Source organism: Billgrantia tianxiuensis (genome assembly GCF_009834345.1).
Taxonomy (GTDB): Bacteria; Pseudomonadota; Gammaproteobacteria; order Pseudomonadales; family Halomonadaceae; genus Halomonas; species Halomonas tianxiuensis.
Genome location: NZ_CP035042.1, coordinates 4,776,504 through 4,792,708, shown reverse-complemented (window position 1 = coordinate 4,792,708; position 16,205 = coordinate 4,776,504). Strand labels below are relative to the sequence as shown.

Below are 16,205 nucleotides of genomic sequence, written 5' to 3'. Positions count from 1 at the left end.
GGAAGACCGGCGCTTCGCGCCTTGAAGATGAAAGCTGGAGCCAAAGATTGTCTTCCCTCTTCCCTCTCAACTCTCCAGCAGAAACGTCACCGGCCCGTCATTGATCAGCTCGACCTGCATGTTGGCGGCGAACTCGCCGCTCTCGACCCGGGGCCAGGCCGCCCGGGCGCGTTCGAGCAGGTAGTGGAACAGCCGCTCGCCGTCGGCCGGCGGCGCGGCGCTGGAGAAGCTCGGCCGCAGCCCCTTGCGGGTATCGGCGGCCAGGGTGAACTGCGACACCAGTAGCAGCCCGCCATCGACCTGCTGCAGGTCGAGGTTCATCTTGCCCGCCTCGTCGCTGAACACCCGGTAGCGCAGCAGCTTGTGCAGCAGACGCTCGGCGGCGGCCTCGTCGTCACCCTTCTCCACCCCCACCAGGGCCAGCAGGCCATGATCGATGGCGCCCACCCTCCGGTTCTCCACCGTGACGCTGGCGCGGCGCACGCGCTGTATCAGGGCCTTCATGCGGCGAGCTTCCCCTTTCTGACCATGAGTTTGCCGAAAGGGTAACACGCCCGGCAGAGAGTGTTACCAGGCGCGGCAAAGCATGATGTCGCAATGCGGCTCGGCGAGCAGCGCCTCGGTGATCGGGCTCTGGCGCCCCAACTGACCGCGGCAGCTCAGTGCCAACAGGTCGGGTGGCTGGCGCCGCAGCCGCGTGATCAGCACCTCCAGCGGGTCGCCCTGCTCGAGTACCAGCTCCACCTCCGGCACGCTGTCGAGCTCACCCATCAGCTGATCGGTCTCGCGTTCGAGCTGGCAGCGCAGCCGCTCCACCTCCCTGTCGCGCCAGCGCGCGAAGTCGCTGTCGGAGCCCAGCTCACGCTCGCCGGGATGTCCCAGGCATGCAGCAGCGTCAGATGGGCCTCGGGAAAGCGCTTTAGCGCCTCGCGCAGGGTATTGCGGCTGGGCAACGAAAAGTCCACCGGCACCAGGATCTCCTGCCAGTCGCGGCTGGCCGGCTGGGTCACCGACAGCACCGGGCAGGGCGCGCTGCGCAGCACGCGGGCGAGGGTCGTACCGGCAACCAGGTCGGGTTGGCCGCGCTTGCGGTGGGAGCCGAGCACGATCATGTCGACCTCGCGGTCGTGGGCTTCGCGAATGATCTCGGCGTAGGTGGCGCCGGCCACCGTCTGCAGCATCACGCTGGGCTCCGGCAACGCATAGTCTTCGCGGACGTCGGTGAGGATGGCCTGCATGTCGGCCACGACGGCCTCTTCCAGATCGTGCAGCACCCGCCGGGGAAGGTAAGGGTCGAGGACGTGGATGACGTCAAGGCGCGCGCCGCTTTCGATCGCCAGGCGGATGGCCCGGGCGAAGGCGGCGCGATTCTCGGCCGAGAGGTCGCACGCGAACAGCAGGGTCTGGGTCATGACGTCTCTCCATTGCGGATGAGCCTGGCAGGACAGACTTCAGCATGGGTGGCACTTGGCCAGGGCGCAAGGAGCGTTTCGCTACCACCAGCGATGAAAATGGTGCACCGGCCCGTGCCCCCGGCCGACATCGAGTCGGCGGCTCTCGGTCAGGGCCACCTCCAGCCACTGCTTGGCCGCGGCTACGGCTTGCGTCAGCGTATCGCCAAGTGCCAGGCGGGCGGCAATGGCCGAGGAGAGCGAGCAACCGGTGCCGTGAAGGTTGGAAGTGCCGATACGGGTGCCTTCGATCCACTGCGAGACGTCATTCTCGATCAGCAGGTCGGGGCAGCTTTCACCGCTGAGATGGCCGCCCTTGAGCAGCGTGGCACCGGCACGCAGCGCCGCCAGCCTGGGCGCCATGGCCGCCATCTCATCGCGCGTGCGTGGCGCGGCATCGCCCAGCAGCACTGCGGCCTCGGGCAGATTGGGCGTAATCAGGTCGGCCAGTGGCACCAGCACCTCGCGTACCGCCGCGATGCCCACATCGTCGACCAGGATATCGCCACTCTTAGCCACCATGACCGGGTCGAGTACGATCCAGCGCGGCCGCCTGGCCTCCAGGGTGTCGCGGAGCGCCTCGGCCACCTCGCGGCTGGCCACCATGCCGATTTTCACCGCATCGATTTCCACGTCGTCGAGCAGGGTGTCGAGCTGAAGACGGATGAATTCCACCGGCATCGGGTACACGCCACGCACACCGCAGGTGTTTTGAGCGGTCAGCGCGGTGACGACGCTGGTACCATAGGCGCCCAGCGCCGAGAAGGTCTTGAGATCGGCCTGTATGCCGGCGCCTCCACTGGGATCGGAACCGGCGATGGTGAGGACGTTGGGAATGGGGCGGTCGTTCGTCATGGCGTCGTCTCGCAAGCGAATACGTAGGTTGGAGGCGCTGGATGCTGAGTTTGTTCGTGGTGGCGCTGGTCAGTGCCACCCTGCTGCCGGGTGGCTCCGAGGTTTGGTTGGCGCGACTGTGGTGCCTGGGAGAGCCGGAGCTTGTGTTGTGGCTGGTCGCCACTTCCGGCAATACCCTGGGCAGCTTGATCAACGTCTGGATGGGGCGCTATGCACGCCGCTTCCAGAACCGCCGCTGGTTTCCTGCCTCGCCCGGGGCTGGCTCGGGCCGAGCACTGGTATCTTCGTTTCGGCGAGTGGAGTCTGTTGCTCTCCTGGGCGCCAGTGATCGGCGACCCTCTCACCGTATTGGCCGGCATCTTTCGCCTGCCGTGGTGGCGGGCCATCCTGCTGATCACCCTGGCCAAGGGACGCGCTACGCCGTGGTGCTCTATCTGGCCCAGGCGTGGCTGGCCCCCCTGTGTAGCTGACCCTATAGAATAGATGGCAGCCAGGTTGCCAGCCCCGGGAACAGGGCCAACGCCACCAGCATGCCGAGCTGAAGCAGGATGAACGGAATCACGCCGCGGTAGATCGCCGAGGTCGGCACCGATTCTGGCGTCACCCCACGCAGGTAGAATAGCGCGAAGCCGAACGGCGGCGTCAAAAACGAGGTCTGCAGGTTCACCGCGATCATGATGCCGAGCCAGATCGGGTCGAGACCCATCATCAGCAGCACCGGACCGACGATCGGCACCACCACGAAGGTGATCTCGATGAAGTCGAGAATGAAGCCGAGCAGGAAGATCACCAGCATGACTACCAGGGTCGCGCCGACCACGCCGCCGGGCAGGGCCTCGAACAGGTGCGTGACCAGCTCCTCGCCACCGTAGGCGCGGAACACCAGCGAGAACAGCGCCGCGCCGATCAGGATCAGGAACACCATGCTGGTGACCTTGGTCGTGGTCTGGACCACCTCGCGCAGCATCGGAAGGTCCATCCTGCGGTTGGCCAATGCCAGCAGGAACGCGCCCATGGCACCTACCGCCGAGGCCTCGGTAGGTGTGGCCAGGCCACCGAGGATCGAGCCGAGCACGGCCACGATCAGCAGTACGGGAGGGATCAGGCCCTTGACGAGCAGTGGCCACAGGCTGCCGGTGTGACCGAGCTCCTGCTTCAGCGCTTCCCGATCGGCGGGCGGGGCGCTTTCCGGTTTCCACCAGGCGACTGCCAGCAGGTAGAGGATATAGGCCACCACCAACAGCAGGCCGGGGATCAGGGCGCCGACGAACAGGTCGCCCACCGACACGGTCTTGGGACTCCACACGCCATGGCGAGCTGGGCGCGCTGGTAGGCGTTGGAGAGCACGTCGCCGAGCAGCACCAGGGCGATGGAGGGCGGGATGATCTGGCCCAAGGTGCCGGTGGCACAAATGCTGCCGGTGGCAAGCGAAGGCGAATAGCCGCGTTTGAGCATCGTCGGCAATGACAGCAGCCCCATGGTGACCACGGTGGCACCGACGATGCCGGTGGAGGCAGCCAGCAGCATGCCGACCAGGATCACCGATATGCCCAGCCCCCGCGCAGACTGCCGAACAGCAGCGCCATGGCATCGAGCAGGGTCTCAGCCACCCGCGACTTCTCCAGCAGCACCCCATCAATACGAACAGCGGCACGGCGAGCAGCGTCTGGTTGGTCATGATGCCGTAGAGGCGGTTGGGCATGGCGCCCATCATGCGTGCCTCGAAGGGCACCGGCACGCCAATCTGCACGAGCAGGTGGCCGAGCCCGGCAAAGATCAGCGCGGTACCGGCCAGGGCCAGGGCAACCGGATAACCCAGCATCAGCACCGCACAGACGGTGAGGAACAGGAACAGTGGCATGAACTCGAGCAGGGTTTCCACGTCACACCACCTCGTCGTGGTCGGAGTGTTGCCCGGCGCCTTGCCGCGCAGGATTAGCACCTGGCGCATTACCTGGGCCACGCCCTGCAACAGCAGCAGCGCCATCATCAGCAGGATCAAGGACTTGAGCAGGAAGACGCCGGGAATACCGCCGTCTGGCGAGCGCTCCATAATGGCCCAGCTGCTTCTCACGTAGCCGAAGCTGGAGATGGCAATGAACAGCACCACCGGAAACAGCAGGAACAGCGTGCCCAGCAGGTCGATCCAGGCGCGTCCACGCTCGGAGAGCTTGCGGTAGAAAATGTCGACGCGGACATGGCCGTCGTGGCGCAGCGTCCAGGCAGCCCCCAGCATGAACACCATGGCATGCATGTACATCACCGACTCTTGCATGACCACGCTGTGCAGGCTGAAGGCATAGCGCATCACCACGATGATGAACTGTACCGTCATCATGATGATCACCAGCCAGGCGATAGAGCGGCCCACGACCTCGGTAAAGCCGTCGAGCCATGCGAGCAGGACCGGATCGCGGTTCGCGGTTTGCATGGTGGGGTCTCGTGTCGAAGCGAATCAGGGACCGCATCATCGCCGATTACGTGGCAGGCGTCATCCCTGGGCCTCAACGTCCGCCCGGCGACATGGGGCCATAGCCTGTGCCAGGCCGGGTGGTGGCGCTAGAGGTTCTGCTGCTTGTGCAGTTCGCTGAGTACCGTCAGGCAGGCCGTAGGCAGCGCCACATCGACGGCGATCGGCAGATGATCGGAGAACAGGTGATCGAGAACGCGGACATCCTGCGCCTTGAGCGAACTGGAGATCAGAATGTGATCCAGTGCCCGGCGTGGCTGCCAGGAAGGGTAGCTGAGCAGCGGGCGCACTGGATGTAGCGGCAGCGAAGCGCAGAAGCGGGTATGCGTATGCAACTGGTCCGGCGTGCAGTTGAGGTCGCCCATGACCACCACGTGTTGCAGCGGCTGGATGATCTCGCTGAGGTAATCCAACTGGCGTACCCGGGCCCGGTGGCTCAGGGCAAGGTGGGCGACGAACAGGTGCAGCGCATCGGGGCCGTCACCGTAGCGGGCGTGAATGGCCCCGCGCCCGGGCAGAGTGCCGGGCAGGCGGTGCTCCTCGACCTGGGTCGGCGCCAGGCGCGACAGCAGCCCATTGCTGTGCTGGGCGAAGCGTCCCAGGTTGCGGTTGAGCTGCTGGTAATGATGCGGAAAACCGCCGCGTGTCGCCAGGTACTCGATCTGGTTGACATGGCTGGAACGAAAGCTGCCGCCGTCGACCTCCTGCAGGCCGACGATATCGAACCGGCTCAGCACACTGCTGACCATGTCCAGCCGCCGCATCCGGTGCGGATGCGGCAGCAGGTGCTGCCAGCTGCGGGTCAGGTAGTGATGATAGGCCGATGTCTGGATGCCCACCTGCATGTTGAAGGTGAGCAGCTTGAGGTGCCCACCTTCTAGGGTTGGGGTCTTGGCATCGACCAGATGCGAGTGCTCGGCAGACACGGTCAGTCTTCACGCTCCTGGCGTACGCGCTCGATCAATGCGTCGGCGACCTGGGGCATGTTCTCCAGGCTGCCGGCACTGCTGGGAGTCACCAGGTAACGGCCATCGACGACCAGGGCCGGCACGCCCATCAGGCGCATGGTGCGCATGCGTGCATGAGCCTGGTTGACCTGGGACTTGACGCCGAAGGCATCCAGCGCCTGGCGGACCTCGTCCTCGCTGACGCCGTACTGGCTGAGGAAGCGGGCAATGCTGTCGGCGTTGTTGAGGCGCTGCCCCTCTTCATGGATGGCGTTGAAGATGTCGGCATGCGCTTCCTCGCGAATGCCCAGCGCTTCGGCCGCATAGAACAGCGCTGCATGGGTGTTCCAGTCGCCGCCCATGGTGGCCGGCATATGCACCACCTTCACGTCTTCGTCCAAGGTCTCGTACCAGTCGGTGACGCTGCGCTGCAGGTTGTAGCAGTGCGGGCAGCCGTACCAGAACACCTCGGTCACCTCGACCTGACCCTCCTCGGCCTGGGTCTTGACGGGCTCCGGCAGCTTCTCGTAGTGCTGGCCCTCGACCAGGTTGTCGGCAGAGGCCAGCGTCGCCAGGCCCAGGCCGGCCACGGCGAAGGCGGCTGACTGGAGAATGCGGAAGGGCTTGAACATGGTGAGGCTCCTTGAAAATCGCCTGTAAGTAGCGGCTTTGTCAGCAAGAACGGGTGTGTCGATCACTTTGAGCGCATGAACCGCTCACGGTTCCCGGTTCGGCTGACGATCCAAAACGGCGAAGGCGGCCAGAGGCCGCCTTCCGTGCCGGCCGTAGCCGGCGAGGTCCGCGGTGCGACGCTCAGTGCAGGCCGTGGATGTAGTTGGCGACGGCCTGCATGTCGGTATCGCTCATCTTGGCGGCGATATCGCCCATCATGTTGCTCGGGTCGTTGGTGCGCTCGCTGGAGGCGAAATCCTGCAGGGTGGACACGATGTACTGCGGGATCTGGCCGGAGAGCGCCGGATAGACGGCGGTATTGATACCGGCGCCGGTCGGGCCGTGACAAGCCGCGCAGGCGGGAATGCCCTTGGCCATGTCGCCGGCGCGATACAGTTCCTGGCCGCGCATCAGCGCTTCCTCGTCCGGGTCGGCCTGACCGATGTTGGCGTCCTGCTGGGCATAGTAGGCGGCCACGTCCCAGGCGTCCTGGTCGGAGAAATCGTCGACCTGGCCGACCATTTCCGGCACCAGGCGGTCGCCGTCGCGGATCTCGATGATCTGCTTGGCGATATAGCTCATCTGTTGCCCGGCGAGGTGCGGGAACGAAGGCGCGGAGCTGATGCCGTTCTGGCCATGGCAGGCCGCACAGCTTTGGGCTTTCTCGCGACCGGCGGCAGCGTCGGCGTCTGCTTCCAGGTCGGCATGGGCGACGCCAACGGCGCCGAGGGTAATTGCCAGGCTTGCCAGTAACTGTCTCATCGCTGTTTCACTATGCCGTTATGGGTTATACCGGTACGCATCCTGGGAGCTGCCCGGGTCTCGCAGATTCCAGGCCGGCCCTGCCCTGCCGCCCGCGGCGCCGCTTGGATCGGTCGCTGCCGGCAAGAGCACGGTGGTACACTAGCGCGCCCAGGTCGCAGACAAAAGACATCGCATTATAACGAAACAAGCCGGCATCGGAAATGCAGGTCAAGAACCCCACGGTGCCCCCTTGATCTTCTTTGGCAGGACGTTAGGCCATGACCCGATTGAACTACCAGACCGCGCGCTTCCTGACCAGTGCGCCCACGCTGGCCCAGTGCCCTGCCGACGAAGGGCAGAGGTCGCCTTCGCCGGGCGCTCGAACGCCGGCAAGTCGAGCGCCATCAACACCCTGACCCGGCAGAAGGCGCTGGCGCGCACCTCGCGCACGCCGGGGCGTACCCAACTGATCAACTTCTTTTCGCTGGGCGATGACATCGGTCGCCGGCTGGTCGACCTGCCCGGCTACGGCTATGCCAAGGTGCCGGAGGCGGTCAAGCTCGAGTGGCAGCGCCACCTGGCCGAATACCTTCAGGGGCGGCGCTCGCTGCGCGGCCTGGTGCTGGTGATGGATGTGCGCCACCCGCTGACCGAGTTCGACCAGACTCTGCTGGGCTGGGCCGACGACCAGGACATGCCGGTGCACATCCTGCTGACCAAGGCCGACAAACTGAAGTCCGGCGCGGCCAAGAACGCTCTGCAGCAGGTGCGCAACCGCCTGCGCGAGTGGGAGGACCTGGTCACGCTGCAGCTGTTCTCGTCGCTCAAGCGCGAAGGGGTCGACGAGGCCTGTGCGAGACTGGATGCCTGGCTGGCCGAGTCCGACGAGGCCTAGTGGTGCCTCGCCAGGCCCAGTTGCCGCAACAGGGCGGGTAGCTCGCGCACATGGTCGAGGCGGTGGATCCCGGGCGGCATCGGCGAGTCGTCCACGTGGGGCGAGATCCAGGCCACCCGCATGCCCAGGCGCCGAGCCGGCTCGACGTCCTCGCGCCAGGAGTCGCCGACATGCAGCGTACGCGCGGGCGAGGCGCCCAGCCGGGCCAGTGCCGCGAGGAACGGGCGCGGGTCGGGCTTCGGCGCCAGCATCTCCCCGGCGGCAATGGCCACCGGGAAGTGGCGGCCGAGCGCCAGGCGCTGCACCGCCACGTTGCCATTGGTGATGCTGGCCAGGCGATAGTGCCGGCCCAGCTCCGTCAACAGTGGCTCCACCTCCGGATAGGGCGTGACCTGGTGGCGCAGCTCCATGAAGCGTTCCATCGCCGCGCCGGCCCACAGCCGCGCCGAGGCCGGATCGAGGCCGTATTCTCCCAGCATTTCCGTGAGTGCGCGTTCGCGTAGCCAGGTGAAATCGCCGCGATGCAGCGGATGCGTGCGTGCCAGCACGCGGCGGTGCTGCTCGAAGCTCTCCAGCGGGAAGCGTTCGCTGAAGCGTGGCGCGGCGGGGCGCCCGCGCGCCTGCAGCCAGCCGCTGAGTTCGCGGTCGAGCCAGGCGTAGTGGCCGGTTTCGGTGGCCACCATCACGCCGTGGTTGTCCCACAGGGTGTCGTCGAGGTCGAAGGTGATGGCCTGGAGCGGCAGTGATTCAGCCATGGTCGGTATCGTGGTTGTCGTCGCGACGCCGGCGGGCCCGGGGATGAGCGGCGTCGTAGCTCGCCGCCAGGTGCTGCCAGTCGAGCTTGGTGTAGACCTGGGTGGTCGAGAGGTTGGCGTGCCCCAGCAGCTCCTGCACTGCGCGCAGGTCCTGACTCGACTCCAGCAGGTGGCTGGCGAAGGAGTGGCGCAAGCGGTGCGGATGCAGGTGCTCGGGCAGGCCGCGGTGGCGGGCCAGTTCGGTCAGCCGCTTCTGGATGGCACGGTGGCCGAGTCGTTGGCCGCGCTTGCCGACGAACAGCGCCGACTCTCCTGGCGCGGCCAGCGCGGAGCGGCAGGCCAGCCAGGCCTCCAGGGCGCGTCGGGCGCTGCGCCCCACCGGCACCTGGCGCGGCTTGTTGCCCTTGCCGAGCACCCGCACGCGGCGCGGCTCCAAGTCGTCGAGATCGAGGCCGGCCAGCTCCGCCAGGCGCAGACCGCTGGAGTAGAACAGCTCCAGCATGGCCTGGTCGCGGTGTGCCAGCGGCGAGCCGTCATGCGGGGTGTCGAGCAGCCGGGTGAGCTGGTCCACGTCCAGCGGCTTGGGTAGATGGGCACCCTGGCGTGGAGTGGGTACCAGCTCGGCGGGATTGTGTTCGAGCACGCCCGCGCTCACCAGAAAGCCGGCAAAGTGCGAGATGGCCGCCCTGCGCCGCGCCAGGCTGCGTGGCGCCAGGCCGCGGCTGCGCTCGGCGCCGAGGAAACGGCGCACCAGGCCGACATCCAGCTCGGCGCCGTCGGCAATGCCGCGTGTGGCCAGGAATGCCGCCAGTGCTTCGAGGTCGCGGCGGTAGGCGCTCAGCGTCGCCGGGCTGGCGGTTCGTGCCAGCTTTTCCAGGCAAGCATCGAGCTGCCGGCGCAGCGGGTCGTCAGCCATGCGATGGGGGCAATCGTGCGGCGCTGGGGCGTGGCGCACCAGCAGCCGTGCCAGCACATCGCCGAGGTATTCGGTGAACAGCGTGTCCATGCTGGCACGGAAGTGGTCGGGATCGGGGCTGGCCAGCACCAGATAGCCCATCGGCTCGCCCAGGGTCAGGCGGGCCAGGGCGCAGGAGCCGGCCTGGCGCGGCGGCCGAGCGTGGGGCAACAGGCGTCCCCAGTCGGTGGGCGTGAGCCGGGTGCAGCGGCTGCTGCGGCCGTCGAGCAGGGCAGCCAGGCGCACGCCGACGTGCTCGTCGAGCACATGGCGCGGTGGCTGTGGTGGCAGCGGCTCGCTGTCGGTGAACTGGCCCGGGCACCACAGCGCCACGGCCGGAATCTGGAAGCGCTCGGCCATTTGCGTGGCCAGCGCCTGGCCCAGGGCGTCGGCATCCTCGGCTTCCAGCAGCGCCAGCACCAGCTCGCGGGTGCGGCGATACTGCACTTCGTTGTGACGCGCCGACTCCAGCAACTGTTCCAGCCGCCACTCGGCCTGCTCCGCTCGTCGGCGCAGGTCGTAGACCAGGCGCTCCAGCAGCGAGGTGGTGCCATGCGCCTCGGGATGAGGCACCTTGAGCTGCTGCAGCAGCCCTTCACGACCGACGAAGAAGTCCGGATGGCGGGCCAGCCACTCGGCGACCCGATCCGGATCGAGGGTCTTGCGCGGTTCGGGGACGGCTCGGGTCATGCATGACTCCTTCGGTTCGGGTGGGCCCGACAGCTCAGGCCAGGGCAATACGCCTTCAAAAACGCGTTCGGCGGGTCCGGTCATCAGCAGCGGGTCATCGCCGCCGGACCATTCGATGCGCAGGTCGCCGCCGCGCAGATGAACGGTGACAGGGCTCTCCAGCAAGCCCTGGCGCATGCCGCTGGCCACCGCGGCACAGGCGCCGGTGCCGCAGGCAAGGGTTTCACCGCTGCCGCGTTCGAACACCCGCAGGCGGATCTCGTGGGGCGAGACAATCTGCATGAAGCCGACGTTGACCCGCCGCGGAAAGCGCGGATGGCGCTCGATCACCGGGCCGAGTCGCTCGACCGGCGCCGTATCGACATCGTCGACGCGCAACACGGCGTGAGGATTGCCCATCGAGACAGCGCCGATCTCGTAGGTTTCGCCGTCGACCTCGAGAGCATGCAGCGGACGATCCTCCGCGGCATCGAAGGGCAGCGCCGCCGGTGCGAAGCGCGGGATGCCCATGTCCACCGTGACCTGATCGTCGTCATTCACCTTGAGCGTCAGCGGGCCGCCCGCCGTCTCCACGCGGATCTCGCGCTTGTGGGTCAGGCGCTGGTCGCGTACGAAGCGGGCGAAGCAGCGCGCGCCGTTGCCGCAGTTTTCTACCTCGCTGCCGTCGGCGTTGAATATCCGGTAGCGGAAATCCATGTCGGGGTCGCGCGGCGGTTCGACCACCAGCAGCTGGTCGAAACCCACGCCGAAGCGGCGGTCGGCAAGCTGGCGGACCTGTTCGTCGCGCAGGCGTGCCCGCTGGGTGATCAGGTCGATCACCATGAAGTCGTTGCCGAGGCCATGCATCTTGGTGAAGTGCAGCAGCATCAGCGCCTCTCTCCGTTCGTTCCCGCGCTCGTGTCGGGCAGCAGCGATTCGCCGGCCCACAGCGCCTCGATGGTCTCGCGGCGGCGCACCACATGGAAGGTCTCGCCATCCACCATGACCTCGGCGGGGCGCGGCCGGCTGTTGTAGTTGGAGGCCATGACAAAACCGTAGGCGCCGGCGGAGCGTACCGCCAGCAGGTCGCCGGGGCCGATCGCCAGCTCGCGCTCCTTGCCCAGGAAGTCGCCGGTCTCGCAGACCGGGCCGACCACGTCGTAGGTGGCGCGCTCGCGTACGTGGCGGGTATCCACCGGGATGATCGCCTGCCAGGCCTGATACAGAGAAGGCCGGATCAGGTCGTTCATGCCGGCGTCGACGATAGCGAAATTCTTGGTCTCGCCGGGCTTGAGGAATTCGACCCGGGTCAGCAGCACGCCGGCATTGGCGGCGATCGAGCGTCCCGGCTCGAACAGCAGGGTCAGGCCGGCACCGTGCTCCCAGCGGGCGAGCCGCTCGAGCAGCGAGGCGGCATAGTCGAAGGGCTGTGGCGGACGCTCGCCGCGGTAGGGCACGCCAAGCCCGCCACCCAGGTCGAGATGCTCCACGCTGATGCCGCGCTCGCGCAGGCGCTCGAGCAGCACCAGCAGACGATCCAGCGCATCGAGGAAGGGGGCGAGTTCGGTGAGCTGTGAGCCGATATGGCAGTCGATTCCGACGACCTTTACGCCCGGCAGGCGGGCCGCCAGCTCATACACCTCGAATGCCTCGTCCACCGGGATGCCGAACTTGTTGTCCTTGAGCCCGGTAGAAATGTAGGGATGGGTGCCGGCATCGACGTCGGGATTGACTCGCAGCGACACCGGCGCCACCTGGCCCAGCCGCTCGGCCACGGCATTGAGTCGCTCTAGTTCGGGGCGCGACTCGACGTTGAAGCATTTGATGCCGACCTGAAGCGCCCGGGCCATTTCGCTCTCCTGCTTGGCCACGCCGGAGAACACTACCTTGGCCGGGTCGCCGCCGGCGGCCAGCACGCGCTCGAGTTCTCCCACCGAGACGATGTCGAAGCCGGCGCCCAGGCGTGCCAGCAGGCCCAGCACGGCCAGGTTGGAGTTGGCCTTCACCGCGTAGCAGATCAGGTGCGGGTGGCTGCCCAGCGCCTCGGTATAGGCGCGAAAATGGCGCGTCAGGGTGGCCTTGGAGTAGACGTAGCAGGGCGTACCGACCGCATCGGCCACCTGGGTCAACGGGACTTCCTCGCCGTAGAGAACGCCGTCGCGATATTCGAAGTGATCCATGGTTCAGTCTGTATCCTCGTCGGCGTCGTTGTCGGCCTGTTCCTGTTGCGCTGTCGTGCCGCTGCCGTAGCGCTCCTCGGCGGCCTGGTCACCGGGTAGGTAGAGCGGCCCCTTCTGGCCGCAGCCGGCCAGCAGCATGAGCAGCAGCGCTGCCAGCGCCAGCGGGCGTATCGTACGTGTCGCTTGCGTGCTCGCCATGCGCATGGTCAGCGGCCCAGGTGCGCCAGGGCCTCGCGGGCGCGGCTTGCCGCGGCACGCACCTGGTCGGGGGCGGTGCCGCCGATATGGTTGCGCGCCGCCACCGAGCCTTCCAGCGTCAGCACCTCGAAGACGTCGGCCTCGATCACCTCGGAGAACTGGCGCAGCTCGTCGAGACTCATCTCGGAGAGGTCCTTCTGCTCGCGAATGCCGAAAGCCACCGATTGACCGACGATCTCGTGGGCATCGCGGAATGCCACGCCGCGACGCACCAGGTAGTCGGCGAGGTCGGTGGCGGTGGAGAAACCGCGGCGGGCGGCTTCATACATGTTTGGCTTGCGCGCCTCGATGGCCGGCACCATGTCGGCGAACGCCTTGAGACAGTCGCGCACCGTGTCGAGGGTGTCGAACAGCGGCTCCTTGTCCTCCTGGTTATCCTTGTTGTAGGCCAGCGGCTGCGACTTCATCAGCGTCAGCAGGCCCATCAGGTGGCCGTAGACGCGCCCGGTCTTGCCGCGCACCAGCTCGGGCACGTCGGGGTTCTTCTTCTGCGGCATGATCGAGCTGCCGGTACAGAAGCGGTCGGGCAGGTCGATGAAATCGAACTGGGCGCTGGTCCACAGCACCAGCTCCTCGCTCATGCGCGACAGGTGCATCAGCAGGATGCTGGCGAAGCTGGCGAACTCGATGGCGAAGTCGCGATCGCTCACCGCGTCCAGTGAATTCTCGGCCGGGCGCTCGAAGCCCAGCAACTCGGCGGTGACGTGGCGGTCGATGGGATAGGTGGTGCCGGCCAGCGCGGCGGCGCCCAGCGGCATCACGTTGACCCGCTTGCGACAGTCGAGCAGCCGCTCGTGATCGCGGGCGAGCATCTCCTGCCACGCCAGCAGGTGGTGGCCGAAAGTGACCGGCTGGGCGGTCTGTAGGTGGGTGAAGCCGGGCATGATGGTGTCGGCCTCGCGCTCGGCGAGCGCGATCAGCCCCTCGCGCAGGCGCTTGAGCTCCGCCTCGACCACGTCGATCTCGTCGCGCAGGAACAAGCGGATGTCGGTGGCTACCTGGTCGTTGCGCGAGCGGCCGGTGTGCAGCTTCTTGCCGGTGATGCCGATCTTGTCGGTCAGGCGCGCCTCGACGTTCATGTGCACGTCCTCGAGCTTCACCGACCACTGGAACTCGCCGCGCTCGATCTCGCCGCGAATCTCGGTCAGTCCCGCGACGATGGCATCGCGCTCGTCGTCGCTGAGCACGCCCACCCGGGCCAGCATGGTGGCGTGAGCGATGGAGCCCTGGATGTCCTGCAGGGCCAGGCGCCGGTCGAAATCGACCGAAGCGGTGAAACGTTCGACGAAGGCATCGGTGGGTTCGCTGAAGCGACCGCCCCAGGACTGGTTGGTGCCGGGGTTTGTGGGACTAGAGCTCATCGGCGTGGGCATCCTGCGTGTTGCGTGCTGTGGCGTTCTCGGGAAACCGCGCGAGGCGGCAAAGTCAGGTATTGCAGTGTACCAGAGTCGGCGTGGCTGGCGAGGGCGGCAGGGCGAGGCGAAGCCGCCAATTTTTCCTGCCTGGCGCGGTGCTTTATGATGAACGTCAATGACCGTCTACCGGCCGTGACCGATAATGTCGCGGCAACTACAGCTGAGCAGGGGCCGCTCGGGCCGCTGCAGGGGAGAACCACGTGCGATCCAACACTACGCTGCGCATTGCCACCCGCAAGAGTCTACTGGCCATGTGGCAGGCTGAACACGTTCGCGATCTGCTGATGGCCGAGCATCCGGGACTCGAGGTGGAATTGGTCGCACTCACCACCCGCGGCGACAAGATCCTCGATACGCCACTGGCGAAGATCGGCGGCAAGGGGCTGTTCGTCAAGGAGCTGGAGGAGGCGATCCTCGACGGTCGTGCCGATATCGCCGTGCACTCGATGAAGGACGTCCCCATGCACTTTCCGGAGGGTCTGGGCCTGTCGGTGATCTTTGCCGGGGCCGAGCCCACCGACGCCTTCGTCTCCAACCACTACGGCTCGCTCGACGAGCTGCCTGAAGGGGCGCGTATCGGTACTTCCAGCCTGCGCCGTGGTCTGCAGATGCGCGAGCAGCGCCCCGATCTGGAAATTCTCACCCTGCGCGGCAACGTCCAGACCCGCCTGGCCAAGCTCGATGCCGGCGAATTTGACGCCATCATCCTGGCCACTTCGGGCCTCAAGCGCCTGGGCCTTGGCGAGCGTATCGCTCAGGAACTCTCTCCCGAAGTGTGTCTGCCGGCCTGCGGCCAGGGGGCGCTGGGTATCGAGTGTCGCATCAACGATCCCGAGCTGATCTCGCTGTTGGCGCCGCTGGACGACCCCGCCACCGCCACCCGGGTGCGTGCCGAGCGGGCCATGAACACCCGCCTGGAAGGAGGCTGTCAGGTGCCCATCGGCGGCTATGCCACCTTTGAGAACGACGGCCAGACGCTGTGGTTGCGTGCGCTGGTGGGCAACCCCGAGGGCACAAGGGTGCTGCGTGCCGAGGGGCGCGGCTCGATCCACGAGCCGGAAGCGCTGGGCGTGCGGGTGGCGGAGGAGCTGCTTGAGCAGGGCGCCGGCGAAATCCTGGCGCAGGTCTACGGCGCCTGAATGACTGGCGGACCTCCCGTGCTGATCTGCCGGCCGGGCGAGCGAGCTGCCGCCCTGGCGTCGGCCATCGAGGCCGCCGGCTTTCCGGTGGCCAACCTCGATGCCATGGAGTTGGAAGCGCTGCCGGAGAGTCCGGCGATGCGCCAGGCGTGGCTCGACTTCGACCTTTTCCACAAGGTGGTGGTGATCAGTCCCTTCGCCGCCGAATGCCTCCATCAGGCTCTGGATCGCTACTGGCCGCAGCTGCCGCTGGGCACGGCCTGGTATGCGGTGGGATCGGCCACCGCCGAGACCCTGCACGAGCGGCTCGGAGTGCGTGTACGCCTGCCGCCGGCCGCGGCTGGCGAGGACACCAGCGAGGCGTTGCTCCAGCTCGCTTCGTTGCGCTCGCTCGACGCTCAGCGCGTGCTACTGGTGGCCGGTGAGGGCGGACGCACGCTACTGGCCGATACCTTGGCGTCGCGCGGTGCGCGAGTCACACGGCTGGCGCTCTATCGGCGACGCCTTCAGCCGCCTCCCCCCACCCTGCAAGAATGTCTTGCCCGGGGTGAGTTTCGCGCGCTGGTGGTGAGTAGCGGAGAAATCCTCGAACATCTGGCAAGATGGTGCACCAGGGCCACCTTGAACCAACCGCTAATCGTGTCCAGTCGTCGGTTGGCTACACTGGCCGACAACTTGGGCTTTCGCACTCCCGTGGTGGCGCCGGGGGCTACGCCGGCGGCTCTCGCCGATGCAGTGGCCATGGCTTGTGGCCAGGAGGATGCCGATGTCGATCAAGACGATCTCGAAAAGGGCTAGCG

The 16,205-nt window shown here is 66.9% G+C and carries 11 protein-coding genes and 8 pseudogenes; 4 read left to right on the top strand and 15 right to left on the bottom strand.

Translation table 11 applies throughout. The features are described from left to right. Positions 1-66 precede the first annotated feature (66 nt). The 3 genes and pseudogenes from dtd to thiD form a co-directional block, all read right to left on the bottom strand. Complete coding sequence (gene dtd, locus EKK97_RS22470; RefSeq protein WP_159555352.1) at positions 67-504, bottom strand: D-aminoacyl-tRNA deacylase; 438 nt, start codon at positions 502-504, stop codon at positions 67-69. 63 nt (positions 505-567) lie between these two features. Next, positions 568-1,412, bottom strand: a pseudogene (locus tag EKK97_RS22465) (universal stress protein). 81 nt (positions 1,413-1,493) lie between these two features. Further along, complete coding sequence (gene thiD / locus EKK97_RS22460; protein WP_159555351.1) at positions 1,494-2,306, bottom strand: bifunctional hydroxymethylpyrimidine kinase/phosphomethylpyrimidine kinase; 813 nt, start codon at positions 2,304-2,306, stop codon at positions 1,494-1,496. A 41-nt stretch (positions 2,307-2,347) separates the two neighbouring features. Here thiD and EKK97_RS22455 point away from each other — a divergent pair. Continuing rightward, positions 2,348-2,776, top strand: a pseudogene (locus tag EKK97_RS22455) (YqaA family protein). 2 nt (positions 2,777-2,778) lie between these two features. Here EKK97_RS22455 and EKK97_RS26005 read toward each other — a convergent pair. The 5 genes and pseudogenes from EKK97_RS26005 to EKK97_RS22430 all read right to left on the bottom strand — a co-directional run bounded on the left by EKK97_RS26005 (position 2,779) and on the right by EKK97_RS22430 (position 7,157). Further along, positions 2,779-4,179: pseudogene (locus EKK97_RS26005) on the bottom strand (TRAP transporter large permease). A 126-nt stretch (positions 4,180-4,305) separates the two neighbouring features. Beyond that, a pseudogene (locus EKK97_RS26000) lies at positions 4,306-4,614 on the bottom strand (TRAP transporter small permease subunit); the annotation flags it as partial. A gap of 251 nt (positions 4,615-4,865) precedes the next feature. Next, positions 4,866-5,621 carry an endonuclease/exonuclease/phosphatase family protein gene (locus tag EKK97_RS22440; RefSeq protein ID WP_159555913.1) on the bottom strand — a complete coding sequence of 252 codons (756 nt, stop codon included), beginning with the start codon at positions 5,619-5,621 and terminating at the stop codon, positions 4,866-4,868. An 83-nt stretch (positions 5,622-5,704) separates the two neighbouring features. Next, positions 5,705-6,355 (bottom strand): thiol:disulfide interchange protein DsbA/DsbL, encoded by a 651-nt coding sequence (locus EKK97_RS22435; RefSeq protein WP_201296965.1) that lies wholly within the window; start codon positions 6,353-6,355, stop codon positions 5,705-5,707. Positions 6,356-6,536: 181 nt separating this feature from the next. Further along, complete coding sequence (locus tag EKK97_RS22430) at positions 6,537-7,157, bottom strand: c-type cytochrome (RefSeq protein WP_159555350.1); 621 nt, start codon at positions 7,155-7,157, stop codon at positions 6,537-6,539. A gap of 260 nt (positions 7,158-7,417) precedes the next feature. Here EKK97_RS22430 and yihA point away from each other — a divergent pair. Continuing rightward, positions 7,418-8,034, top strand: a pseudogene (yihA, locus tag EKK97_RS22425) (ribosome biogenesis GTP-binding protein YihA/YsxC). Here yihA and EKK97_RS22420 read toward each other — a convergent pair. From EKK97_RS22420 to argH, 7 genes and pseudogenes are all read right to left on the bottom strand, one after another. Then, positions 8,031-8,789, bottom strand: a complete 759-nt coding sequence (locus tag EKK97_RS22420) for an HAD family hydrolase (RefSeq protein ID WP_159555349.1) — start codon at positions 8,787-8,789, stop codon at positions 8,031-8,033. The pseudogene yihA and the gene EKK97_RS22420 sit on opposite strands and share 4 nt — an antisense overlap. After that, positions 8,782-9,705, bottom strand: a complete 924-nt coding sequence (locus tag EKK97_RS22415; RefSeq protein ID WP_159555911.1) for a tyrosine recombinase XerC — start codon at positions 9,703-9,705, stop codon at positions 8,782-8,784. Before EKK97_RS22415 ends, EKK97_RS22420 begins: the two co-directional genes overlap by 8 nt. 33 nt (positions 9,706-9,738) lie before the next feature. Further along, a pseudogene (locus EKK97_RS22410) lies at positions 9,739-10,434 on the bottom strand (DUF484 family protein); the annotation flags it as partial. A gap of 51 nt (positions 10,435-10,485) precedes the next feature. Further along, a pseudogene (gene dapF, locus EKK97_RS22405) lies at positions 10,486-11,301 on the bottom strand (diaminopimelate epimerase); the annotation flags it as partial. Continuing rightward, on the bottom strand, positions 11,301-12,593 hold the full coding sequence (gene lysA, locus EKK97_RS22400; protein ID WP_159555348.1) for a diaminopimelate decarboxylase: 1,293 nt from the start codon (positions 12,591-12,593) through the stop codon (positions 11,301-11,303). The pseudogene dapF and the gene lysA, both read right to left, overlap by 1 nt. 69 nt (positions 12,594-12,662) lie before the next feature. Further along, positions 12,663-12,791 (bottom strand): annotated as a pseudogene (lptM, locus tag EKK97_RS22395) (LPS translocon maturation chaperone LptM); the annotation flags it as partial. Between the two features lie 8 nt (positions 12,792-12,799). Continuing rightward, positions 12,800-14,212, bottom strand: coding sequence for an argininosuccinate lyase (gene argH / locus EKK97_RS22390; protein ID WP_159555346.1), 1,413 nt, complete (start codon positions 14,210-14,212; stop codon positions 12,800-12,802). Between the two features lie 254 nt (positions 14,213-14,466). On the opposite strand from argH, the gene hemC reads away from it, so the two are divergent. After that, entirely contained in the window at positions 14,467-15,405 is a 939-nt protein-coding gene (gene hemC, locus EKK97_RS22385; protein WP_159555345.1) for a hydroxymethylbilane synthase, read from the top strand. Beyond that, positions 15,406-16,203, top strand: coding sequence for a uroporphyrinogen-III synthase (locus EKK97_RS22380; protein ID WP_159555343.1), 798 nt, complete (start codon positions 15,406-15,408; stop codon positions 16,201-16,203). The last annotated feature ends 2 nt before the right edge of the window (positions 16,204-16,205 follow it).

Excerpts from the sequence above, each read along its gene's own strand:
- dtd (WP_159555352.1), bottom strand. The coding sequence starts at position 504 with ATGAAGGCCCTGATACAGCGCGTGCGCCGCGCCAGCGTCACGGTGGAG.
- thiD (WP_159555351.1), bottom strand. The coding sequence starts at position 2,306 with ATGACGAACGACCGCCCCATTCCCAACGTCCTCACCATCGCCGGTTCC.
- EKK97_RS22440 (WP_159555913.1), bottom strand. The coding sequence starts at position 5,621 with ATGCAGGTGGGCATCCAGACATCGGCCTATCATCACTACCTGACCCGC.
- EKK97_RS22435 (WP_201296965.1), bottom strand. The coding sequence starts at position 6,355 with ATGTTCAAGCCCTTCCGCATTCTCCAGTCAGCCGCCTTCGCCGTGGCC.
- EKK97_RS22430 (WP_159555350.1), bottom strand. The coding sequence starts at position 7,157 with ATGAGACAGTTACTGGCAAGCCTGGCAATTACCCTCGGCGCCGTTGGC.
- EKK97_RS22420 (WP_159555349.1), bottom strand. The coding sequence starts at position 8,789 with ATGGCTGAATCACTGCCGCTCCAGGCCATCACCTTCGACCTCGACGAC.
- EKK97_RS22415 (WP_159555911.1), bottom strand. The coding sequence starts at position 9,705 with ATGGCTGACGACCCGCTGCGCCGGCAGCTCGATGCTTGCCTGGAAAAG.
- lysA (WP_159555348.1), bottom strand. The coding sequence starts at position 12,593 with ATGGATCACTTCGAATATCGCGACGGCGTTCTCTACGGCGAGGAAGTC.
- argH (WP_159555346.1), bottom strand. The coding sequence starts at position 14,212 with ATGAGCTCTAGTCCCACAAACCCCGGCACCAACCAGTCCTGGGGCGGT.
- EKK97_RS22380 (WP_159555343.1), top strand. The coding sequence starts at position 15,406 with ATGACTGGCGGACCTCCCGTGCTGATCTGCCGGCCGGGCGAGCGAGCT.